Source organism: Microbacterium dextranolyticum (assembly GCF_016907295.1).
GTDB lineage: Bacteria > Actinomycetota > Actinomycetes > Actinomycetales > Microbacteriaceae > Microbacterium > Microbacterium dextranolyticum.
On record NZ_JAFBBR010000001.1, the window covers coordinates 573,333 to 594,620 of the forward strand.

At 68.3% G+C, this 21,288-nt stretch carries 33 protein-coding genes; 29 read left to right on the top strand and 4 right to left on the bottom strand.

The window, feature by feature from the left end; genetic code table 11:
- Positions 1-50 precede the first annotated feature (50 nt).
- From JOE64_RS02430 to JOE64_RS02440, 3 genes are read right to left on the bottom strand one after another with little or no spacing between them, the layout of a single operon-like run.
- Positions 51-1,289 (bottom strand): Dyp-type peroxidase, encoded by a 1,239-nt coding sequence (locus JOE64_RS02430; protein WP_204962791.1) that lies wholly within the window; start codon positions 1,287-1,289, stop codon positions 51-53.
- Positions 1,286-2,044: a hypothetical protein gene (locus tag JOE64_RS02435; RefSeq protein ID WP_204962792.1), complete on the bottom strand. Its 759-nt coding sequence runs from the start codon at positions 2,042-2,044 to the stop codon at positions 1,286-1,288. The genes JOE64_RS02430 and JOE64_RS02435 overlap by 4 nt, the downstream gene beginning before the upstream one ends.
- The gene (locus JOE64_RS02440; RefSeq protein WP_204962793.1) at positions 2,041-3,378 is read right to left on the bottom strand and encodes a right-handed parallel beta-helix repeat-containing protein; all 1,338 of its coding nucleotides are present in this window, start codon (positions 3,376-3,378) and stop codon (positions 2,041-2,043) included. The genes JOE64_RS02435 and JOE64_RS02440 overlap by 4 nt, the downstream gene beginning before the upstream one ends.
- Positions 3,379-3,461: 83 nt before the next feature.
- On the opposite strand from JOE64_RS02440, the gene JOE64_RS02445 reads away from it, so the two are divergent.
- The 24 genes from JOE64_RS02445 (at position 3,462) to map (ending at position 16,580) form a co-directional block, all read left to right on the top strand.
- Positions 3,462-3,677: an antitoxin gene (locus JOE64_RS02445; RefSeq protein ID WP_204962794.1), complete on the top strand. Its 216-nt coding sequence runs from the start codon at positions 3,462-3,464 to the stop codon at positions 3,675-3,677.
- Between the two features lie 464 nt (positions 3,678-4,141).
- Positions 4,142-4,450 (top strand): 30S ribosomal protein S10, encoded by a 309-nt coding sequence (gene rpsJ, locus JOE64_RS02450; protein WP_005050520.1) that lies wholly within the window; start codon positions 4,142-4,144, stop codon positions 4,448-4,450.
- Positions 4,451-4,458: 8 nt separating this feature from the next.
- Positions 4,459-5,118 carry a 50S ribosomal protein L3 gene (rplC, locus tag JOE64_RS02455; protein WP_204962795.1) on the top strand — a complete coding sequence of 220 codons (660 nt, stop codon included), beginning with the start codon at positions 4,459-4,461 and terminating at the stop codon, positions 5,116-5,118.
- A 2-nt stretch (positions 5,119-5,120) separates the two neighbouring features.
- A complete protein-coding gene (rplD, locus tag JOE64_RS02460) occupies positions 5,121-5,783 on the top strand; it encodes a 50S ribosomal protein L4 (protein WP_204962796.1) in 663 nt (220 codons plus the stop codon).
- Positions 5,780-6,091 (top strand): 50S ribosomal protein L23, encoded by a 312-nt coding sequence (gene rplW / locus JOE64_RS02465; RefSeq protein WP_204962797.1) that lies wholly within the window; start codon positions 5,780-5,782, stop codon positions 6,089-6,091. Before rplD ends, rplW begins: the two co-directional genes overlap by 4 nt.
- Positions 6,092-6,116: 25 nt before the next feature.
- Positions 6,117-6,956: a 50S ribosomal protein L2 gene (gene rplB / locus JOE64_RS02470; protein ID WP_204962798.1), complete on the top strand. Its 840-nt coding sequence runs from the start codon at positions 6,117-6,119 to the stop codon at positions 6,954-6,956.
- Positions 6,957-6,968: 12 nt separating this feature from the next.
- Positions 6,969-7,250, top strand: coding sequence for a 30S ribosomal protein S19 (gene rpsS, locus JOE64_RS02475; protein ID WP_204962799.1), 282 nt, complete (start codon positions 6,969-6,971; stop codon positions 7,248-7,250).
- Positions 7,251-7,289: 39 nt separating this feature from the next.
- Positions 7,290-7,682, top strand: coding sequence for a 50S ribosomal protein L22 (rplV, locus tag JOE64_RS02480; protein WP_204962800.1), 393 nt, complete (start codon positions 7,290-7,292; stop codon positions 7,680-7,682).
- On the top strand, positions 7,682-8,443 hold the full coding sequence (gene rpsC / locus JOE64_RS02485; protein ID WP_204962801.1) for a 30S ribosomal protein S3: 762 nt from the start codon (positions 7,682-7,684) through the stop codon (positions 8,441-8,443). Before rplV ends, rpsC begins: the two co-directional genes overlap by 1 nt.
- Positions 8,443-8,862, top strand: a complete 420-nt coding sequence (rplP, locus tag JOE64_RS02490) for a 50S ribosomal protein L16 (protein WP_018171451.1) — start codon at positions 8,443-8,445, stop codon at positions 8,860-8,862. Before rpsC ends, rplP begins: the two co-directional genes overlap by 1 nt.
- The gene (rpmC, locus tag JOE64_RS02495; protein WP_204962802.1) at positions 8,862-9,176 is read left to right on the top strand and encodes a 50S ribosomal protein L29; all 315 of its coding nucleotides are present in this window, start codon (positions 8,862-8,864) and stop codon (positions 9,174-9,176) included. Before rplP ends, rpmC begins: the two co-directional genes overlap by 1 nt.
- Positions 9,176-9,520: a 30S ribosomal protein S17 gene (gene rpsQ / locus JOE64_RS02500; RefSeq protein WP_204962803.1), complete on the top strand. Its 345-nt coding sequence runs from the start codon at positions 9,176-9,178 to the stop codon at positions 9,518-9,520. The genes rpmC and rpsQ overlap by 1 nt, the downstream gene beginning before the upstream one ends.
- 34 nt (positions 9,521-9,554) lie before the next feature.
- Complete coding sequence (gene rplN, locus JOE64_RS02505) at positions 9,555-9,923, top strand: 50S ribosomal protein L14 (protein ID WP_204962804.1); 369 nt, start codon at positions 9,555-9,557, stop codon at positions 9,921-9,923.
- Positions 9,924-9,927: 4 nt separating this feature from the next.
- On the top strand, positions 9,928-10,287 hold the full coding sequence (gene rplX / locus JOE64_RS02510) for a 50S ribosomal protein L24 (protein WP_204962805.1): 360 nt from the start codon (positions 9,928-9,930) through the stop codon (positions 10,285-10,287).
- Entirely contained in the window at positions 10,287-10,877 is a 591-nt protein-coding gene (gene rplE / locus JOE64_RS02515) for a 50S ribosomal protein L5 (protein ID WP_204962806.1), read from the top strand. The genes rplX and rplE overlap by 1 nt, the downstream gene beginning before the upstream one ends.
- 65 nt (positions 10,878-10,942) lie before the next feature.
- Positions 10,943-11,341, top strand: a complete 399-nt coding sequence (gene rpsH, locus JOE64_RS02520; protein WP_204962807.1) for a 30S ribosomal protein S8 — start codon at positions 10,943-10,945, stop codon at positions 11,339-11,341.
- 6 nt (positions 11,342-11,347) lie between these two features.
- Positions 11,348-11,884 carry a 50S ribosomal protein L6 gene (gene rplF, locus JOE64_RS02525; RefSeq protein ID WP_204962808.1) on the top strand — a complete coding sequence of 179 codons (537 nt, stop codon included), beginning with the start codon at positions 11,348-11,350 and terminating at the stop codon, positions 11,882-11,884.
- Positions 11,885-11,886: 2 nt separating this feature from the next.
- Positions 11,887-12,246: a 50S ribosomal protein L18 gene (gene rplR, locus JOE64_RS02530; RefSeq protein ID WP_204962809.1), complete on the top strand. Its 360-nt coding sequence runs from the start codon at positions 11,887-11,889 to the stop codon at positions 12,244-12,246.
- Positions 12,243-12,938 (top strand): 30S ribosomal protein S5, encoded by a 696-nt coding sequence (rpsE, locus tag JOE64_RS02535; protein ID WP_204962810.1) that lies wholly within the window; start codon positions 12,243-12,245, stop codon positions 12,936-12,938. The genes rplR and rpsE overlap by 4 nt, the downstream gene beginning before the upstream one ends.
- Entirely contained in the window at positions 12,938-13,123 is a 186-nt protein-coding gene (gene rpmD / locus JOE64_RS02540; RefSeq protein WP_023954062.1) for a 50S ribosomal protein L30, read from the top strand. Before rpsE ends, rpmD begins: the two co-directional genes overlap by 1 nt.
- Positions 13,123-13,674, top strand: a complete 552-nt coding sequence (gene rplO, locus JOE64_RS02545; RefSeq protein WP_204962811.1) for a 50S ribosomal protein L15 — start codon at positions 13,123-13,125, stop codon at positions 13,672-13,674. The genes rpmD and rplO overlap by 1 nt, the downstream gene beginning before the upstream one ends.
- A gap of 131 nt (positions 13,675-13,805) precedes the next feature.
- Positions 13,806-15,134, top strand: a complete 1,329-nt coding sequence (gene secY, locus JOE64_RS02550) for a preprotein translocase subunit SecY (RefSeq protein ID WP_204962812.1) — start codon at positions 13,806-13,808, stop codon at positions 15,132-15,134.
- The gene (locus tag JOE64_RS02555) at positions 15,131-15,727 is read left to right on the top strand and encodes an adenylate kinase (RefSeq protein ID WP_204962813.1); all 597 of its coding nucleotides are present in this window, start codon (positions 15,131-15,133) and stop codon (positions 15,725-15,727) included. The genes secY and JOE64_RS02555 overlap by 4 nt, the downstream gene beginning before the upstream one ends.
- 10 nt (positions 15,728-15,737) lie before the next feature.
- Entirely contained in the window at positions 15,738-16,580 is an 843-nt protein-coding gene (gene map / locus JOE64_RS02560) for a type I methionyl aminopeptidase (protein WP_204962814.1), read from the top strand.
- 764 nt (positions 16,581-17,344) lie between these two features.
- Here map and JOE64_RS02565 read toward each other — a convergent pair.
- The gene (locus JOE64_RS02565; RefSeq protein WP_204962815.1) at positions 17,345-18,352 is read right to left on the bottom strand and encodes a hypothetical protein; all 1,008 of its coding nucleotides are present in this window, start codon (positions 18,350-18,352) and stop codon (positions 17,345-17,347) included.
- 578 nt (positions 18,353-18,930) lie between these two features.
- Between JOE64_RS02565 and JOE64_RS02570 the strand changes: the two genes are divergently transcribed.
- From JOE64_RS02570 to rpsK, 5 genes are all read left to right on the top strand, one after another.
- Positions 18,931-19,617 carry a DsbA family protein gene (locus tag JOE64_RS02570; protein ID WP_204962816.1) on the top strand — a complete coding sequence of 229 codons (687 nt, stop codon included), beginning with the start codon at positions 18,931-18,933 and terminating at the stop codon, positions 19,615-19,617.
- 181 nt (positions 19,618-19,798) lie between these two features.
- Positions 19,799-20,020, top strand: coding sequence for a translation initiation factor IF-1 (gene infA, locus JOE64_RS02575; RefSeq protein ID WP_028496510.1), 222 nt, complete (start codon positions 19,799-19,801; stop codon positions 20,018-20,020).
- A gap of 74 nt (positions 20,021-20,094) precedes the next feature.
- A complete protein-coding gene (gene rpmJ / locus JOE64_RS02580) occupies positions 20,095-20,211 on the top strand; it encodes a 50S ribosomal protein L36 (protein WP_005050492.1) in 117 nt (38 codons plus the stop codon).
- A 151-nt stretch (positions 20,212-20,362) separates the two neighbouring features.
- Positions 20,363-20,737, top strand: a complete 375-nt coding sequence (gene rpsM / locus JOE64_RS02585) for a 30S ribosomal protein S13 (RefSeq protein WP_067242101.1) — start codon at positions 20,363-20,365, stop codon at positions 20,735-20,737.
- Between the two features lie 30 nt (positions 20,738-20,767).
- The gene (gene rpsK / locus JOE64_RS02590; protein WP_204962817.1) at positions 20,768-21,166 is read left to right on the top strand and encodes a 30S ribosomal protein S11; all 399 of its coding nucleotides are present in this window, start codon (positions 20,768-20,770) and stop codon (positions 21,164-21,166) included.
- Positions 21,167-21,288 lie beyond the last annotated feature (122 nt).

Here is a 21,288-nt window from a genome sequence, read left to right on the forward strand (position 1 = left end):
TCACGCGGCGAGACCGATGGCCCGTGCGGGCCGGAACGTCCGCGGGCCGCTCAGAACAGCGTCGAGCCGAGCGGTGAGGACGCCGAGAAGCCCGGCAGCACAGCGAATGCCGCCGTTGCGGTCGGGGTGGCGAAGCGCATCATGTCGTCGATCTCGTCGAGGCGCAGCTGCGTGCGTGCGAACGTCTGCACGTCGGCCTGGTAGGAGATGAACATGTGCCCCTGGTCGGCCGCGGACGCCCGATAGCTGTAGCTGCGTCGCAGCATGAGGGCGCTGCCGGTGAACGAGGGATGGGCGGCCCTGGCGTGCGAGCGCGCGGGCACGAGCAGGTCGCCGTTCGGGCTCTTCGCGGTGAGGTCGACGTCGTCGGTGACGATGCCACCGGACAGCGGCGCGCCGCTGACCTGACTGCGTCCGACCGTCGCGTCGCGCGCGTCGGGCGCCAGCTGACGGAACGCGTCGACGGCGAGCGCGAAACGCCGGATCACGCACACGGTGCCGCCGGCGAGCGGGCCGCTCGCGATCCACACGTTCTCATCGAACTCGGCGGGCCCGTGCGGGACCTTGATGCCGTCCAGGTATCCGAACGGGTTGCGGGTGGCAGTGCCCTCCACGGCACCGCGGTAGCCGAAGTCCGACCAGCGCAACGCGAATCCCGGCAGGAGTGCGGTCAACGAATGCAGGATGGGCTCGAGCACGACGGGGTCGCTCGCGTTGACGGAGAGCAGGATGTCGCCGCCGCGCCGTTCCGGCGAGAGTGCGGGATCGCCCGCGAAGTCGGGCAGCGCGACGACGCCGGCAAGATCGGGGTGACCGGTCGCGGCGAGTGCGCGAGGCCCGAGGCCGATCGTGACGGTCGTATCGCCCACACCTCCCGGAGTGAGGTCGGTCAGCGGCGCCGCGGCGTCCGTCGCGCGGAGGATCTGGGTGCCGAGCGCTGTGAGCGTGCCGCGCAGATCGGCGAGGGTCAGATCGCCGATCGCCACGATGCAGTGCTGCTGGGGCATCGCGGGTGCGGCGATTCCCCCCTGGTGCAGCCCAGCCGCAACGACCGGAGCGCCGGGCACGGCGGCCGTGGCCGTGCCGGAGGGCGCGGGTGCGGCGGCGGGATCCGTTCCGCGAGAGGCAGCGAGCGCGATGCCGGTGCCGCCGGCCGCGCCCGCGATCAGCCCCGCCGTGGCGCCGGCGCCGAACAGCAGCGCGCGGCGTGACAGTGCCCGCTCCGGCGCGTGCGTGGAATCGGACTCGTCAGCGTCGGCAGGATGTCCGCGATCGTCCACCGCGCTCATCGCGCTCCTCCTGTCGAGGTCATGTCGGGCAGGTCGGCGCCGGTGCGGGTGCCGAAATCGACCGTGCTCCAGTCGTCGCCGAGGCGGAGCTCGGCGCGCAGGATGAGTCCCGAGGCATCCAGCCACAGTCGCACCGGCGACGAGTCGGCGGTGACCGGGGGGGAGGTGACGCCGAGCGGCTCATCGCTCGGAGGCGTCGCGAACACCTGCACGGGAACGCCGTCGACCGTGTCGGCGCGCAGCCACAGCCCCCCGGCCTGCTGGACGAGCAGGGGGTTGTCGGGCCGATCGGCGCCGAGCGCGGTGATCGCCGACAGGAGGGCGTCCATGCGCGAGGAGGCCGGGTCCATCGGGCGGCTCGTCCATCGGGAATCCGAGAGCGGGAGCACCGGCAGCGGGGGATCGCCCGCCGCGTCGGGGGCGGCCGGTGTGATCCCCACGGTCGAGGCCGACCACAGCAGCGCCTGCGGGTCGAAGGATGCCCCGCGGCTCGTCACCGAGACGTATCCCGATCCGTGCGGGTAATCGATCCACCCCTGCAGGTGCAGCGCCGTGCCCCGCTCGGTGAGATCGGTCGTGAACGGCCGGCTCCCCGCGTCGAAGCTCCGGAACCGTGCGATCGCGATCAGCTGCGCCTGCTCGGCGGTCACGCCCTGCGGCGAGGGGGTGGCAGCCTCGTCGGGCGACGCGGCACACCCGGCGAGCAGCAGGACGGCCAGCGCGAGCGCCGCGGCGCGGGGACCTGCGCCTCTCACCGCGTGCCCGACAGGTCGCCGAGAAGATCGCGGCCCGGTACCGGGAACGAGGCTGCATCGGGCAGGTCGATGCGATCCGGAAGCCGCGGATAGGAAGAACGCTGCGCCAGGTTCGGCTGCGGCTTCGGAGCGGGAACCTTCAGGAACGACATCCCCGGGGGAACGTCGGGACCGGGGGCCGACGCCGCCGCCGGCTGCGCGCTCGTGCCATCGCTGCACGAGGTCAGCGCGGACAGCAATGCGTCCGGAAGGGCCGTCGCGGCGGTCGGGGCGCAGGTCCCGACGGCGGGCGAGCGCGCCGCCGAGATGTTCGCCACGTCGACGCCGTTGCCGGAGAACACGTCGCCGTCGAAGCGGTTGCCGATCGAGGGGATGTCCTCGGTGTTGCTGATGATCGCTCCGGCGCGCGGGTTGCCGGCGATGAGGTTGCGTGCGAACCGGTTGTTCTGCCCGCCGCTGATGCCCACGCCGGTCGCGAAGGCTCCGTCGGCCTGCGACGGGGAGTCGGCCGCCACGTTGTCCGCGAGGAGGTTTCCGACGATGTCGTTGCCGCGCTGCGGGGTGAACGCCTCCTGATAGCTGGACAGCAGGGTCATCCCGATCCGGTTGCCCGCGAAGCGGTTGCCCGCGACCAGCACCGAATCGCTCGCATTCGCGTTCTCGAAGCCGACCGCGTTGCGTTCGGCGACGTTGCCGGTGATCAGCGCATCGCAGTTCACGCACTGCCCCAGGTAGATCCCGCTGTCGGCCGAGCCCGACGCGTACGAGTCGCGGATCACGCCGTGCTGCGCGTTGAAGGCGTAGATGCCGTACAGGCCGTTGTTGGTCGCCGTCACGTGGTCGACGAGGTACCGCTGCAGCGGCGGGAACTTCGTCGGGTCCCACTTCTCGTAGCCGTTGGCCGACGGTGCCGAGGGGCCGCTGTCGTCGTGCAGCCCCGTGAACAGGACGCCGTAGAAGGTCGCGCCGGTGACGGTGAGGTTCTCGACCCGCACGCCGTCGGCGATCGAGACGACGCCGTACGGGCGGATGCCGCCGCCGTCGATGACGGTGCCGTTCCGGTCCTCGCCGCGGACCGTCACGTCCGGAGTCGAGATGGTGACCGTCTCGGGATAGGTGCCGGGGGCGATCAGGATCATCCCGCCGGGCGCGACGCGCGCCGCGGCATCCTGCACCGTCGGCGCGTCCGCGGGCACACGTACCAGCTGCTCCTGACCGATGCTCGACGCCGAGGCGCCGGGGTCGGTGGGACCGCTGCAGGCCGACAGAGTGAGGACGGCGCACACGGCGAGCGCGAGGGCGCCGAGCGTCGGGGCGAGGCGAGGCGGAAGCACGGATCCCAGGGTACTGGCGCCGACGCGATCGCTCCGACCAGAATGGAGGGGATCCGCCCACGGGGGGCGGCGAAGGAGGCGATATGGGCATCGAGGACCTCGTCAATCAGGGCAAGGACTTCCTGGAGGAGAACAAGGAGAAGATCGACGAGGTGATCCACAGCGAGCAGGCCGAGCAGGTCAGCGACAACGTGCTCGACGCCGCCGCCGACTTCGTCAAGAAGATCGCTCCCGAGAGCGTCCACGGTCAGGTGGACAGCGTCCGCGACAGCGTCGACGGGGCCGTCGGCAACGAGTGACGCGTCTCCGGCGCGTATGAGCCGCGTGCACAGAGGGGGGATGCCTGAGGCATCCCCCCTCTTGGCTGTCCCAGGCTCCCTCGAGCACACCCGGGCGGTCCGCACCGCAGGCGCGACACGCCCGGGTTTGCGACACGCCCGGGCGCCGCGTAGACTAGTCAGGTTCCACATTCCTGCGCCGTTTCGGCATGCGCGGGATCACTGCCAGGGCAGTGCATAGGCGGCGCCACCTCGCGAGGGTCGGCGCAGGGTCCTAGGCCGCGGGCAGTAGAACAACACAATCCACCCCTTCCGCCTGGACTCAGGTGTTGCGCGTGCGCAACGAGGTGGGCTTGACATCAGAACAGTGGTGCAAGTCCCTCGAAGGCCTGGCGACAGGTTCGAGGAGGAAGTGCCCCGGCGCCACAAGCGCCCCGTGCGTCCAATGCCCGTGAGGTATGACGCGAGAAGAGAGAGAGCAGACAATGGCGGGACAGAAGATCCGCATTCGCCTGAAGTCGTACGACCACGAGGTCATCGACACGTCGGCACGCAAGATCGTCGACACGGTGACCCGCGCGGGCGCCACGGTCGTCGGCCCCGTGCCGCTTCCGACCGAGAAGAACGTCGTGTGCGTCATCCGGTCGCCCCACAAGTACAAGGACAGCCGCGAGCACTTCGAGATGCGCACCCACAAGCGCCTGATCGACATCATCGACCCGACGCCCAAGGCCGTCGACTCGCTGATGCGTCTCGACCTCCCGGCCGATGTCAACATCGAGATCAAGCTCTGAGGTTCGACATGGCTGACATCAACTCCAAGGTTTCCAAGGGTCTGCTCGGCACCAAGCTCGGCATGACCCAGGTCTGGGACGAGAACGGCAAGCTCGTTCCCGTCACCGTCATCGAGGTGGCCCCCAACGTGGTCACCCAGGTGCGCACGCCCGAGCGCGACGGCTACAACGCCGTCCAGATCGCCTACGGCCAGATCGACCCCCGCAAGGTCAACAAGCCGCTGACGGCTCACTTCGACGCCGCCGGCGTCACCCCTCGCCGCCACCTCACCGAGGTGCGCACGGCGGATGCCGGTGACTACAGCCTCGGCCAGGAGCTCACCGTCGACGCGACGTTCGAGGCCGGCCAGCTGGTCGACGTCGTCGGCACCAGCAAGGGCAAGGGCACCGCGGGTGTCATGAAGCGCCACAACTTCAAGGGTGTCTCCGCGTCGCACGGTGCGCACCGCAACCACCGCAAGCCCGGTTCGATCGGCGCCTCGTCGACCCCGAGCCGCGTCTTCAAGGGCATGCGCATGGCCGGCCGTATGGGTGGCGAGCGCGTGACCGTCCTCAACCTCACGGTGCACGCCGTCGACGCCGAGAAGGGTCTGCTGCTCGTCAAGGGCGCCGTCCCCGGCGCGCGCGGCCGCATCGTCTACGTCCGCAACGCAGTGAAGGGTGCCTGAACATGGCTGACTCGACTCTCGCGCTCGACGTCCTGAAGTCCGACGGCAAGAAGGTCGGCTCCGTCGAGCTGCCCGCCGCGATCTTCGACGTCAAGACGAACATCCCCCTCATCCACCAGGTCGTCGTGGCGCAGCTCGCCGCGGCTCGCCAGGGCACCCACTCGACCAAGCGTCGCGGTGAGGTCTCCGGTGCCGGCCGCAAGCCCTTCAAGCAGAAGGGCACGGGTAACGCCCGTCAGGGCTCGATCCGCGCGCCGCACATGACCGGCGGTGGCATCGTCCACGGCCCGAAGCCGCGCGACTACTCGCAGCGCACCCCCAAGAAGATGATCGCCGCCGCCCTGCTGGGTGCGATCAGCGACCGCGCTCGCGGTGGACGCCTGCACGTCGTCGACTCGTTCGGCATCGAGGGAACCCCCTCGACGAAGGCCGCCGCGGCGGTCCTCGCCCAGCTCGCTCCGACCAAGAACGTCATGGTCGTCATCGAGCGCGGCGACGAGCTCACCCTCAAGAGCATCCGCAACCTCGGCTACGTCCACGTGCTCGAGGTCGGCCAGCTCAACGCCTACGACGTGCTCGTCTCGGACGACATCGTCTTCACCAAGGCCGCCTACGACGCGTTCGTCGCTGCGAAGGCCGGCGCCACCGAGGAGGTCTCGGCATGACCACTGCGAACGTCTCCCTGAACAAGGACCCGCGCGACATCATCCTGAAGCCGGTGGTTTCGGAGAAGAGCTACGGCCTGATCGACGAGGGCAAGTACACCTTCCTCGTGGACCCGCGTGCCTCGAAGACCGAGATCAAGCTCGCCATCGAGAAGATCTTCGGCGTCAAGGTCGCCGCGGTCAACACGCTCAACCGCGCGGGCAAGGCCCGTCGCACCCGCTTCGGCATCGGCAAGCGCAAGGACACCAAGCGCGCCATCGTCACGCTGAAGTCGGGCACCATCGACATCTTCACGGCCGTCGGCTGACAGCTGGGATAGAGGACAACACACCATGGCTATTCGCAAGTACAAGCCCACGACCCCGGGTCGCCGCGGTTCGTCGGTGGCCGACTTCGCCGAGATCACGCGATCGACGCCCGAGAAGTCGCTGCTGCGCCCGCTGTCCAAGACCGGTGGTCGCAACAACCAGGGTCGCATCACGACGCGTCACATCGGTGGCGGTCACAAGCGTCAGTACCGTGTCATCGACTTCCGTCGCAACGACAAGGACGGCATCGACGCGAAGGTCGCTCACATCGAGTACGACCCCAACCGCACCGCGCGCATCGCGCTGCTGCACTACGCCGACGGCGAGAAGCGCTACATCCTGGCTCCCGCCAAGCTGGCGCAGGGCGACGTCGTCGAGTCGGGCCCCTCGGCCGACATCAAGCCGGGCAACAACCTGCCGCTGAAGAACATCCCGACCGGTACGGTCATCCACGCCATCGAGCTCCGCCCCGGCGGCGGCGCGAAGATGGCGCGTTCGGCGGGCGCCTCGGTGCGTCTCGTCGCCAAGGACGGCCCCTACGCCCAGCTGCGTCTGCCCTCGGGTGAGATCCGCAACGTCGATGCGCGCTGCCGCGCGACCATCGGCGAGGTCGGCAACGCCGAGCAGTCGAACATCAACTGGGGCAAGGCCGGCCGCATGCGCTGGAAGGGCGTGCGCCCGACCGTCCGTGGCGTCGCCATGAACCCGGTCGACCACCCGCACGGTGGTGGTGAGGGCAAGACGTCCGGTGGACGTCACCCCGTCACTCCTTGGGGTCAGGCGGAGGGTCGTACCCGCCACCCCAACAAGGAGAGCGACAAGTACATCGTCCGTCGTCGCAACGCCGGCAAGAAGCGCAAGTAGGAGTAGAGGAAGATGCCTCGCAGCCTGAAGAAGGGCCCCTTCGTCGACGAGCACCTGCTCCGCAAGGTCGCCTCGCAGAACGAAGCCGGTACCAAGAACGTCATCAAGACCTGGTCGCGCCGCTCGATGATCATCCCGGCGATGCTGGGTCACACGATCGCCGTGCACGACGGACGCAAGCACATCCCCGTGTTCGTGTCCGAGACCATGGTCGGCCACAAGCTGGGCGAGTTCGCGCCCACCCGCACCTTCCGCGGCCACGTGAAGGACGACAAGAAGGGTCGCCGCCGCTGACGCGGTGGTGATCCTGGAGAGGACTAGAGGAGGAGAGACATGGTGGATTCCATCGCACGCGTCAAGCACATTCGCGTGACCCCTCAGAAGGCTCGTCGTGTCGTCGCGCTCATCAAGGGCAAGCAGGCTCAGGAGGCTCTCGCCATCCTGAAGTTCGCCCCGCAGAGCGCCAGCGAGCCGATCTACAAGCTCGTCGAGTCTGCGGTCGCCAACGCTCGCGTGAAGGCGGACAAGGACGGCGAGTTCCTGGACGAGCAGGACCTGTACGTGCGCAACGCGTACGTCGACGAGGGCTCGACGCTCAAGCGTTTCCGGCCCCGCGCCCAGGGCCGTGCGTTCCAGATCAAGAAGCGCACGAGCCACATCACCGTCGAGCTCGCGACCCCCGAGGTCGCCGAAGCAGCCGGCACCAGCAAGAAGGCGAGCAAGTAATGGGACAGAAGGTCAACCCGTACGGCTTCCGCCTCGGCATCACGACCGACCACGTGTCGCGTTGGTTCTCGGACTCGACCAAGCCCGGCCAGCGTTACGCCGACTACGTCGCCGAGGACATCAAGATCCGCAAGCTCCTGCAGACGCAGCTCGACCGCGCCGGTGTGTCCGGCATCGAGATCGAGCGCACCCGTGACCGCGTCCGCGTCGACATCCACACCGCCCGTCCGGGCATCGTGATCGGTCGTCGTGGCGCCGAGGCCGAGCGCATCCGCGCCGACCTCGAGAAGCTCACGGGCAAGCAGATCCAGCTGAACATCCTCGAGGTGAAGAACCCCGAGGCCGACGCTCAGCTGGTCGCCCAGGGCATCGCCGAGCAGCTCACCGCCCGCGTGGCGTTCCGCCGCGCGATGCGCAAGGGTCTGCAGGGCGCGCAGCGCGCCGGCGCCAAGGGTATCCGCATCCAGGTCTCGGGTCGCCTCGGCGGCGCCGAGATGAGCCGGTCGGAGTTCTACCGCGACGGTCGTGTGCCCCTGCACACGCTGCGCGCGAACATCGACTACGGCTTCTACGAGGCCAAGACCACCTTCGGCCGTATCGGTGTGAAGGTCTGGATCTACAAGGGCGATCTGACGGCCAAGGAGCTCGCTCGCGAGCAGGCCAACGCCCCCAAGGCGCCGCGTGGTCGTGACGACCGTGGTGGCGACCGTCGTCGCGGCCCCCGCAACGAGGCCCCCGTCGCAGAAGGAGCGTCTGCCTGATGCTTATCCCCCGCAAGGTCAAGTACCGCAAGCAGCACCACCCCGGCCGTTCCGGCCAGGCGACCGGTGGCACGAAGGTCTCCTTCGGCGAGTTCGGCATCCAGGCCCTGACCCCCGCGTACGTGACGAACCGTCAGATCGAGTCCGCTCGTATCGCGATGACCCGTCACATCAAGCGTGGCGGCAAGGTGTGGATCAACATCTACCCCGACCGTCCCCTCACCAAGAAGCCGGCCGAAACCCGCATGGGTTCCGGTAAGGGTTCGCCGGAGTGGTGGGTCGCGAACGTCAAGCCGGGTCGCGTCCTCTTCGAGGTCGCAGGCGTCAACGAGGAGCTCGCACGCGAGGCCCTCACCCGGGCAATCCACAAGCTGCCGCTGAAGGCACGCATCATCAAGCGCGAGGAGGGCGACGCGTAATGGCTGTCGGAACCAAGACGCTCGCACCGAGCGAGCTCGACACGTTCGAGGACCAGCGCCTCGTCGAGGAGCTGCGCAAGGCCAAGGAAGAGCTGTTCAACCTGCGCTTCCAGTCGGCCACCGGCCAGCTCGAGAGCCACGGCCGCATCCGTGCGGTCAAGCGCGACATCGCGCGGCTCTACACCGTGATCCGTGAGCGCGAGCTCGGCATCCGTGCCACGCCCGCGCCCGCCGAGGTTGCGACGAAGGCGAAGAAGACGAAGGCCAAGAAGGCGGATGCCGCCGACGAGGCCGTGAAGGAAGAGGCTGAGTAATGGCCACCACGAAGAAGGCCGCCGAGGCGGTCGTCGAGGCGACCGAGCAGGCCGGGCACGAGCACGGCGCGCACGACGTGCGCGACGCGGATGCCCGTGGCTACCGCAAGGCCCGTCGCGGTTACGTCGTCAGCGACAAGATGGACAAGACCATCGTCGTCGAGGTCGAGGACCGCGTGAAGCACCCGCTGTACGGCAAGGTCATCCGTCGTACGTCGAAGGTGAAGGCCCACGACGAGCAGAACTCCGCCGGCATCGGCGACCTCGTGCTCATCAACGAGACCCGTCCGCTGAGCGCCACGAAGCGCTGGCGTCTGGTCGAGATCCTCGAGAAGGCCAAGTAAGGCCTCGGCCTTCTTGGAACCCAAGGAGTAACAAGTGATTCAGACAGAGTCCCGCCTCAAGGTCGCCGACAACACCGGCGCCAAGGAGCTGCTCACGATCCGCGTGCTCGGTGGCTCGAACCGCCGCTACGCCGGCGTGGGCGACATCATCGTGGCGACCGTCAAGGACGCGATCCCCGGCGGCAACGTCAAGAAGGGTGATGTGGTCAAGGCCGTCATCGTCCGCACCGTCAAGCAGACCCGTCGTCCCGACGGGTCCTACATCAAGTTCGACGAGAACGCGGCCGTGATCCTGAAGAACGACGGGGAGCCCCGCGGCACCCGCATCTTCGGCCCGGTCGGTCGTGAGCTTCGCGACAAGAAGTTCATGAAGATCGTCTCGCTCGCACCGGAGGTGATCTGACCGCATGGCCAAGATCAAGAAGGGTGACCTCGTCCAGGTCATCACTGGCAAGAAGCAGGACAAGGGCGGCGACCGCGGCAAGCAGGGCAAGGTCCTCGACGTTCTCGTCGAGCAGAACCGCGTCATCGTCGAGGGCGTCAACTACGTCACCAAGCACACGCGCGTGGGTCAGACCCAGCGCGGCACGAAGACGGGCGGCATCGAGACGATGGAAGCCCCGATCCACATCTCCAACGTCGCCGTCGTCGACCCCTCGACCAAGAAGCCGACCCGCGTCGGTCACCGCGTCGAGGAGCAGACGAAGGACGGCGTGAAGCGCACCGTCCGCGTGCGCTACGCGAAGAAGAGCGGTAAGGACCTCTGATGAGCACCACCACTGCCACGGAGACTGGCAAAATCCAGCCCCGTTTGAAGCAGAAGTACCAGGCCGAGATCCGCAAGGCCCTGCAGGAGGAGTTCGGCTACTCGAACGTCATGCAGATCCCCGGGATCGTCAAGGTCGTCGTGAACACGGGTGTCGGCGAGGCGGCTCGTGACTCCAAGGTGATCGATGGTGCGGTCGAGGACCTCACCAAGATCACGGGTCAGAAGCCCATCGTCACCAAGGCCCGCAAGTCCATCGCGCAGTTCAAGCTGCGCGAGGGTCAGCCCATCGGCGCGCACGTCACCCTCCGCGGCGACCGCGCGTGGGAGTTCCTGGACCGTCTCGTGACGCTGGCGCTGCCCCGCATCCGCGACTTCCGGGGCCTGTCGCCCAAGCAGTTCGACGGCAACGGCAACTACACCTTCGGTCTCCAGGAGCAGTCCGTGTTCCACGAGATCAACCAGGACAAGATCGACCGCGTCCGCGGCTTCGACATCACCGTCGTCACGACGGCGAAGACGGATGCCGAGGGCCGTTCGCTCCTGCGCCAGATCGGCTTCCCCTTCCAGACGGAAGACGCCAAGGCGTAACCACCTCAAGAAGGTCGGATGTCGTGTAACGGCATCCGAAACCACGTGAACAAAGGAAACAAGACATGACGATGACAGACCCGGTCGCAGACATGCTGACCCGTCTGCGCAACGCGAACTCGGCGCACCACGACACCGTGTCGCTGCCGAGCTCCAAGCTCAAGACCCACATCGCCGAGATCCTCCAGCAGGAGGGCTACATCTCCTCCTGGGAGGTCTCGGACGCCCGCGTCGGCCAGACGCTGACCCTCACGCTGAAGTACGGCCCGAACCGCGAGCGGTCGATCGCCGGCATCAAGCGCGTCTCCAAGCCGGGTCTGCGCGTGTACGCACGCTCGACCGAGATCCCCACGGTTCTCGGCGGCCTCGGCGTCGCGATCTTGTCCACCTCCTCCGGTCTCCTCACGGACCGTCAGGCCGAGCAGAAGGGCGTGGGTGGGGAAGTCCTCGCCTACGTGTGGTGATCTGACATGTCGCGTATCGGACGCCTGCCCATCGACATCCCCGCCGGCGTGACCGTTTCGGTCGCCGGCCAGGACGTCTCCGTCAAGGGCCCCAAGGGCGAGCTCGCGCTCACCGTGGCCAAGCCCATCGAGGTCAAGGTCGAGGAGGGCCAGGTTCTGGTCTCCCGTCCCGACGACGAGCGCGAGTCGCGTTCGCTGCACGGGCTCACCCGCACCCTGATCAGCAACAACATCATCGGCGTCACCGAGGGCTACACCAAGGGCCTCGAGGTCGTCGGCACCGGTTACCGCGTCGCGCAGAAGGGTGCGGCCGTCGAGTTCGCGCTCGGCTTCTCGCACCCGGTGCTGATCGAGCCCCCGGCCGGCATCACGCTGACCGTCGAGGGCAACAACAAGGTCACCGTCAGCGGTATCTCGAAGCAGGCGGTCGGCGAGGCCGCTGCGAACATCCGCAAGATCCGCAAGCCCGAGCCCTACAAGGGCAAGGGTGTGCGGTACGCCGGCGAGGTCGTTCGCCGCAAGGCCGGAAAGAGTGGTAAGTGATCATGGCTGTCACATCGAAGAGCGACGCTCGTACGCGTCGTCACCTGCGCCTGCGCAAGAAGATCGTGGGCACCGAGGCGCGTCCGCGCCTGGTCGTCACCCGTTCGGCCCGCCACGTGTTCGTCCAGCTCGTGGACGACAGCAAGGGCCACACCGTGGCCTCCGCCTCGACGCTCGAGGCGGACCTGCGTGGGTTCGACGGCGACAAGACCGCCAAGGCCCGCAAGGTCGGCGAGCTGGTCGCTGAGCGCGCCAAGGCTGCCGGCGTCTCGGACGTCGTGTTCGACCGCGGCGGCAACCGCTACGCGGGCCGCGTGGCAGCGATTGCGGACGGCGCCCGCGAAGGAGGTCTGAACCTGTGAGCGATGCAACTGCTCAGAATGTGGAGAACGAAGTGACCGGAGAGACGGCACCCGTCGAGGCGCCTGCTGCCGAGGCGCCCGTCGAGCGCGAGCGCGAGCCCCGTCGGGGCGGCCGCGAGCGCAGCCAGACCCGCGACCGCGGTGGTCGCGACGCCGAGAAGAGCCAGTTCCTCGAGCGCGTCGTCACCATCAACCGCGTGTCGAAGGTCGTCAAGGGCGGTCGCCGCTTCAGCTTCACGGCGCTCGTCGTCGTGGGTGACGGCAACGGTCTGGTCGGTGTCGGCTACGGCAAGGCGCGTGAGGTTCCCCTCGCCATCTCCAAGGGTGTCGAAGAGGCCAAGCGCAACTTCTTCCGCGTTCCCCGCTCCGGCTCGTCCATCCCGCACCCCGTGCAGGGTGAGGCCGCTGCCGGCGTCGTGCTGCTGCGTCCCGCGGCTGCCGGTACCGGTGTCATCGCCGGCGGTCCGGTTCGCGCCGTGCTCGAGTGCGCCGGCATCCACGATGTCCTGTCGAAGTCCCTCGGCTCGTCGAACACGATCAACATCGTGCACGCGACCGTCGCGGCGCTGAAGCAGCTCGAGGAGCCCCGTGCCGTCGCCGCCCGTCGTGGTCTCGACTTCGACCAGGTGGCTCCGGCCCGTCTGATCCGTGCCGAGGCCGACGCCCTGGCCGCTGCAAAGGGAGGTGCCTGATGGCTGCGCGCCTCAAGGTGACCCAGGTCAAGTCCAAGGTGAGCGAGAAGCAGAACCAGCGTGACACGCTGCGCTCGCTCGGTCTGAAGCGGATCGGCGACTCGGTCGTCCGTCCCGACGACGCGCAGACGCGCGGCTACGTCAAGACCGTCGCTCACCTCGTCAAGGTTGAGGAGATCGACTGATGGCCGAGAAGGCTGAGAAGGCGACCGAAGAGGTCGTCGAGAAGAAGGCTGCCGCCAAGAAGCCGGCTGCCAAGAAGGCGCCCGCGAAGAAGGCCGACGCCGCCGCGTCGCGTCCCGGCGTGCTGAAGGTGCACCACCTGCGCCCGGTTCCCGGCGCCAACACCGCCAAGACCCGCGTGGGCCGCGGTGAGGGCTCGAAGGGTAAGACCTCGGGCCGTGGTACCAAGGGCACGAAGGCCCGCTACCAGGTGAAGGTCGGCTTCGAGGGTGGGCAGATGCCCCTCCACATGCGGACGCCGAAGCTGCGCGGGTTCAAGAACCCGTTCCGCGTCGAGTACCAGGTGGTCAACCTCGACAAGCTCGCGGAGCTCTACCCCAACGGTGGCGACGTCACCGTCGGCGACCTCGTCGCCAAGGGCGCGGTGCGCAAGAACGAGAAGGTCAAGGTGCTCGGCACCGGCGACATCTCGGTGAAGCTCACCGTCGCTGTCGACAAGGTCTCGGGTTCGGCCGAGCAGAAGATCGTCGCCGCCGGCGGTTCGATCAAGTAAGTCCACGGCAGGGGCCGGCACATCATCCCGAGTCATTCGGGATCCGGTGCCGGCCCCTGTTGCCGTACTCTGGGAGACGGTGTCCCCGGTCCCGGCCGGCTGGAACCGCCCGACCACTGGAGGAAATCCCCTTGTTCAGCGCCATCGCGCGGGTCTTCCGCACCCCGGACCTCCGGAGGAAGATCGCCTTCACCCTCGGCATCATCGCCATCTACCGGCTCGGTGCGCACGTTCCGACGCCCTTCGTGAACTACCCGAATGTGCAGAGCTGTCTGCGAGACACAGGATCGGCCAGTGAGGGTCTCCTGTCGCTCGTGAACCTCTTCTCCGGCGGTGCACTGCTGCAGCTGTCGATCTTCGCACTCGGGGTCATGCCCTACATCACGGCGACGATCATCGTGCAGCTGCTGCGCGTGGTCATCCCGCACTTCGAGACCCTCTACAAGGAGGGTCAGGCGGGGCAGGCGAAGCTCACCCAGTACACGCGCTATCTCACGATCGCGCTCGCGCTGCTCCAGTCGACGACGCTGGTGACCGTGGCGCGCTCGGGTCAGCTGTTCGGCAACACGTCGATCGCCTCGTGCAACAGCCTGCTGACCAACGACGCCTGGTGGGCGCAGCTGCTCATGATCATCACGCTGACCGCCGGCACCGGCCTCATCATGTGGTTCGCCGAACTCGTCACCGAGCGTGGCGTCGGCAACGGCATGTCGATCCTCATCTTCACCTCGATCGCCGCGACGTTCCCCGTCGCCATGTGGTCGATCGCCCAGTCGCGCGGCTTCGAGGTCTTCCTCCTGGTTCTCGCCGTCGGCATCGTGGTCATGGGGCTCGTCGTCTTCGTGGAGCAGTCGCAGCGTCGCATCCCCGTGCAGTACGCCAAGCGCATGGTCGGGCGTCGCACGCTGGGAGGGACGAACACGTACATCCCGATCAAGGTCAACATGGCCGGCGTCGTGCCCGTCATCTTCGCGTCGTCGCTGCTGTACATCCCGGCGCTCATCGCGCAGTTCAACCAGACTCCGGATGCCAACGGCAACATCCCCGGCTGGGTGACCTGGATCCAGTCGTACCTCACCAAGGGCGACCACCCGCTGTACATGCTGCTGTACTTCCTGCTGATCGTCGGGTTCACCTACTTCTACGTCGCGATCACCTTCAACCCCGTCGAGGTCGCCGACAACATGAAGAAGTACGGCGGCTTCATCCCCGGCATCCGTGCGGGACGTCCGACGGCCGAGTACCTCGACTACGTGCTGACGCGCATCACGCTGCCCGGCGCGATCTACCTGGGCCTCATCGCCCTGCTGCCGCTGATCGCGCTGGCGACCGTCAGCGCCAACCAGAACTTCCCGTTCGGTGGCGCATCGATCCTCATCATCGTCGGTGTCGGCCTCGAGACGGTCAAGCAGATCGACGCCCAGCTGCAGCAGCGCCACTACGAAGGGCTTCTGCGATGACCGCGGCCCGTCTGCTGATCGTCGGACCGCAGGGATCCGGCAAGGGCACGCAGGGCGTGCGCATCGCCGAGCTGCTGTCGGTCCCGGCCGTCTCGACCGGGGACGTCTTCCGGGCGAACGTCTCGCAGGGCACTCCTCTCGGCCAGCAGGTGAAGGCGATCATCGACGCGGGTGACCTCGTGCCCGACGCGCTCACCGGCGAGATCGTGCGCGACCGCCTCGCGCAGGCGGACGCTGCGGAGGGCTTCCTCCTCGACGGCTACCCCCGCAACCTCGGCCAGGTGTCGGATCTGGACGAGTTCCTCGATGGACGCGGTGAGCCGCTCACCGCGGTCATCGAGCTCGTGGTGCCGCGTGAGGAGTCCATTCGGCGGATCGCGGTGCGGGCTGCCGAGCAGGGGCGCGCCGACGACAACGACGAGTCCATCGCGAAGCGACTGGCGATCTACGAGAGCGAGACGGCACCGATCCTCGAGGTCTTCCGCGGGCGCGGGATCGTCGACCAGGTCGACGGCGTCGGCTCGCTCGACGAGGTGTTCGGCCGCATCGTCGACGCCCTCGCGGCGCGCGGGATCACCGCGACCGTGGCGTGAGAGCGCTCTGATGGGCCTCCGTCGATCGCTGTACAAGACGCCGGCGCAGCTGCGCTCGATGGTCGAGCCCGGCCTCATCACCGCGGCGGCGCTCGACGCCGTGCGCGAGATCCTCGCACCCGGCGTCACGACGGGCGAGGTGGATGCCGTGGCATCCGCCGTCATCGTCGAGCGCGGTGCGGAGTCGAACTTCCAGCTCGTGCGCGGGTACCGGCACACGACGTGCATCTCGGTCAATGACCAGGTGGTGCACGGCATCCCCGGAGATCGCGTGCTCGAGGCGGGCGACATCGTCTCGATCGATGCCGGCGCGCAGTTCCGCGGGTGGAACGGCGACTCGGCGATCACCGTGGTGGTCCCGGGCGGCGATCCCGCGGTCGCGGCGTCGCGCACGCGCCTGTCCGATGTCACGGAAGGCTCGCTATGGGCCGGAATCGCGGCGCTGGCATCCGCTGACCGCGTCGGTGAGATCGGCGACGCCGTGCAGGGGTACATCGAGCGTGCGGCGGCCGAGGACGGCGGCGAGTACGGCATCCTCCGCGACTACGTCGGGCACGGGATCGGGCGCCGGATGCACGAGGGCCCGACCGTGTTCAACTACCGCGTGGACGACCTGGGGCCCCAGGTGCGGCCCGGGCTGTGCCTGGCGATCGAGCCGATGGTCACCTCCGGTTCGGATGCGACGTTCGTCGAGGACGACGACTGGACCGTCACCACCGTGGACGGCTCGGACGGTGCCCACTGGGAGCACAGCGTCGCCGTGCACGAGGGCGGCATCTGGGTGCTGACCGCGGCCGACGGCGGTGCCGCCGGCCTCGCCCCCTGGGGCGTCACGCCCACGCCCATCGTCTGACTTCTCGCCGCGCGCGCTTCGCGCCCGCCGCCGCGCCGCTTCGCGTCCGCCGCCGCGCGCGCTTCGCGCCCGCCGCCGCGCGCGCTTCGCGCCCGCCGTCGCGCCGCTTCGCGTCGCGCCGACATCCGTGTCGAGACAGGACATCCGCGTCGAAACAGGACGTGTCACGTGTCGTCTCGCCGTGAATCTCCTGTCTCGTGCGTGCGTTCACCTTGGCCGACGGGCGTCCCACCGCTTCGCGCCTGTCGGATGCCCGCGTGACGCCCGCCGTGCCGAGCAAGGCCATCTCTGTCGTGAGTCACGACATCCGCGTCGAGACAGGACACCCGCGTTGAAACACGGTGAGGCGTATGTCGTCTCGCCGTGAATCTCCTGTTTCGCGCTTGGTCTTGGGCTGGCGGGCGCGTGTGCCGCCGCCGCGCGCCTGCGGGATGCCCGCGTGACGCCCGCCGTGCGTGAGGACGGCCATCGCTGTGGCGAGACAGCACGTCCGTGGCGAGACAGGACGTGCTGCGTGTCCTCTCGTCGTGGACGTCCTGTCTCGTGCTTGGCGTTGGCGTCGGGGCGACCGGCATCCCGCCCCTTCGCGCTAGCGCGATACCTACGTGACACCTGCCGCACGCGAGTGAGGGCATCGGTGCGAGACGGCACGTCTGTGACGAGGCATGACGTGGCGCGTGTCGGCTCATCGCGTGTGTCCTGTCTCACGGCGGCGCGACCGGCGCGGCTCGGCGCGGCGCGACGAGGTGGATGCCACGTGAGGGTCAGCGCGCGGGTGGTGGATGCCCGACGGGAGCGGGCGGGAGGGCGCGCGGGCTCTGGCGCAACGTCGTGAGCAGCGCGGGCTCAGGCGCGCGGACAGGCCGGACGCCCGCCTGCTGCAGCGCTCGGCAGAGTGGCTGCACCCGCATCGCGTCGCCCAGCTCCCAGCGGGCGACCGTGTGGCCGCCGCGGCGCAGACGATCCTCGCGGCGCTTCTCGCGCATCAGGTGAGCCCGCGCCTTCTCGGGGTCGTCGAGGTCGTACTTGCCCCAGCCGTCGGATTCGCCGACGGCGTCGGTGGAGGGAAAACGGAAGTCCGCACGATCCGTGCACCCCTCGGAATGGAACACGGGCTGCAGCTCTGGCTCTTCGTAGCCAGTCCACTCGATGACCGCGCGACTCACCGACTCAGCCGGCGACTCGGAGAGGCCGTTCGCGCGATCCCACACCCAGCGCAGACGTGCACGTCCCCGCCGGTCCTCCTGCCCGGCTGCGCGATCACGCAGCTCGTCGAGGTGCAGCGGTCCGCCCTGTGCGCGCGAGATCACGGCATCCGCCACGCTCAGCGCCTGTGCCGGAGGCACGAGGCGCGCCAGATCCACCGCCGTGTCGACGAGGCCCGTCGCCCGGATGCCCGCGAACCGGTCGATCTCTCTGCCGTCTCGGTGCGTGTGCACGATGACGTCGCCGAAGCGGTGACCGCCGCGCGGCGCGGGGGAGAGGATGTGGATATGGGCGGTCTCGCCGAACAGGGGAATGCCGTGGATCACCGCGGCCGACTCGAGACAGAGCACGGCATCGGGGCTCACCAGCAGGAACGCGTGCACGCGGGTCGCGTAGCGCTGCCACGGCGCCAGCGCCTCCCACGCGGACCGCATCGTGTACACGCCCGGTCGCACGCGGTGGTGCAGGTGCGGTGACGGGCGGATGCCGGCGCGCGCGGCATCCCGCGCCGTCACGAGGGCGACGGGCGCGGCGACGACGGCGCGATCGGCGAGCAGCAGCGGCATGCTGAGATCCTGCATCGTGCCCGCATGCCGCCGTCCATGGCATCCGCCGCTTCGTGGACAACCGCCCGCGGCGCACCCCTGGGGAGGGTGCGCCGCGCCCGGTGCCGCCGCGCCTACGTCTGGCCGCGATCGCGATCGCGACCGCGGCGCGACACGACCGCCGCCGCCGCCGCGAGACATGACACGCGCGACGAGACACGACACCTCGCGCCCTGTTTCGTCATCGATGTCGTGTCTCACCGGCGCGCCCGGCGCACCTGGCGCGGTCGCGAGCCACGACCACGACGAGACCAGACACCCACGACGAGACCGGACACCCACGACGAGACCGGACACCCACGACGAGACCAGACACCCACGACGAGACCAGACACCCACGACGAGACCGGACACCCACGACGAGACAGGACGGCGGTGACGAGACACGACACGTCGCGCCATGCCTCGTCGTCGATGTCGTGTCTCGCGAGCGCGCCGCCCGCCGGGCGCCCCGCAGGGCAGCTCTCGGGGAACACCAAGGGACGGATGCGAGAGAATCTCTTCAGATGCGGTGGATGCCGCGCGAGAGAGGCAATCACATGGCACAGGCAGCAGCGGGCAAGACCAACTGGTTCGCGATCTGGGTGAGTGTGGCGGTCGTGGCGGTCGTGGCCGTCGTCATCGCCCTCGTCGTCTGGATGAACAACTCCGCGACCGACCCGGGAACCGCCCCCAGCAGCTCGGGCGTCAACCAGACCACCGGTGCCATCTCCGTCGGCACCGGCGAGAAGACTCTCGACACGTACGTCGACTTCATGTGCCCGATCTGCAACACCTTCGAGCAGACCTACGGCGGCGAGATCCTCGACCTGGTCAACGCAGGCACGATCACCCTCAACATCCACCCGATCTCGATCCTCGACCGCGCGTCGCAGGGCACCCAGTTCTCCACCCGCTCGGCCAGTGCCATGTACTGCGTCGCCGAGTCCGACCCGAAGGCGGCCGTGCCCTTCATGCAGGCGATGTTCGCCAAGCAGCCGCAGGAGAACTCGGCCGGTCTCACCGACGAGCAGATCACCGACATCGCCAAGAGCGTCGGCGCCGACAGCGCCGCCTCGTGCATCACGGCGGGAACGTACAAGAAGTTCGTCACCTCGATGACCGAGAAGACGCCGATCGCCCCGGGCGCCTCGGGCATCGGCACGCCGACCATCGCGGTCAACGGCACGGTCATCGACAACAAGACGATTCCGGCCAAGGGCAAGTTCGCCTCGCTCTTCCAGTGAGCCGCACCGCCTGCGCGTGAGGCAGACGGCGCGTGAGGTGAACGGCGCGGGCGGCAGGTTGCCGCCCGCGCCGTTATCACGTACAGTAGACCTTTGGTGTCTTACGCCTTCATTGGCGTGTCGCGACACCGCCCCAACCATCCACCGCAGACCGACCGGTCTGCTCATTGTGAGTGAGCGAATGGCGAAAAAAGACGGAGTCATCGAGATCGAGGGTGTGATCTCCGAGGCGCTGCCCAATGCGATGTTCCGCGTTGAGCTGACCAACGGGCACAAGGTCCTCGCGACGATCTCCGGAAAGATGCGGCAGAACTACATCCGCATCATCCCCGAAGACCGCGTCGTCGTGGAGCTCTCGCCCTACGACCTCACGCGCGGTCGCATCGTCTACCGCTACCGCTGAACCGGTCGAGAAGTAACGAGCGGGCGGATGCCACGGCAGCCGCATGACTCGAAGACAGCGATAAAGGAAGCATCATGAAGGTCAACCCCTCCGTCAAGCCGATCTGCGACCACTGCAAGGTGATCCGCCGCCACGGCCGCGTGATGGTCATCTGCAAGTCCAACCCGCGCCACAAGCAGCGCCAGGGCTGACGGCGAGCGGATGCCACGGCATCCGCTCCCACAAACGTACAACTGAACACGCAGACAGGCAGGATCAGATCCCCGCGAGGGGGGACACCCCGGGTGGAGGCCCGGGCACCGATCCTGCTCCACACCTCCACATACTCCTAGGAGACATCGCATGGCACGTCTTGCCGGCGTTGACATCCCGCGCGACAAGCGCGTGGTGATCGCCCTCACCTACATCTACGGCATCGGCCGTACCCGTTCGGTCGAGATCCTGAAGGCCACCGAGATCGACGAGTCGATCCGCGTCAAGGACCTCACCGACGACCAGCTGGTCGCGCTGCGCGACCACATCGAAGGCACCTACAAGGTGGAGGGTGACCTGCGCCGCGAGGTCGCCGCTGACATCCGCCGCAAGGTCGAGATCGGCTCGTACGAGGGACTCCGCCACCGCCGCGGCCTGCCCGTGCGTGGTCAGCGCACCAAGACCAACGCGCGTACGCGCAAGGGTCCCAAGCGCACCGTCGCCGGCAAGAAGAAGGCGCGCTAAGGCGCGGCCCGGGATTAGGAGAACCTGAACATGGCACAGGCCAAGACCGCTGCGCGCAAGCCGCGCCGCAAGGAGAAGAAGAACATCGCGCTGGGCCAGGCCCACATCAAGTCGACGTTCAACAACACGATCGTCTCGATCACCGACCCGTCGGGCGCCGTCATCAGCTGGGCGTCCTCGGGTGGCGTGGGCTTCAAGGGCTCGCGCAAGTCGACCCCGTACGCCGCCGGCATGGCCGCCGAGTCGGCTGCCCGCCAGGCTGCCGAGCACGGCGTCAAGAAGGTCGACGTCTTCGTGAAGGGTCCGGGTTCGGGCCGCGAGACCGCGATCCGTTCGCTGCAGGCCGCGGGCCTGGAGGTCGGTTCGATCAACGACGTGACGCCGCAGGCCCACAACGGCTGCCGTCCGCCGAAGCGCCGCCGCGTCTGACTCTACGAGCCGGATGCCGTCGCCCCTGTCGGGCGCGGCATCCGGCATCGGTCGTTCCTGAACACAACTCCATACCTCTTGCTAATCGCACGTGTCATATAGCGGGCACGTGACGGAAAGGA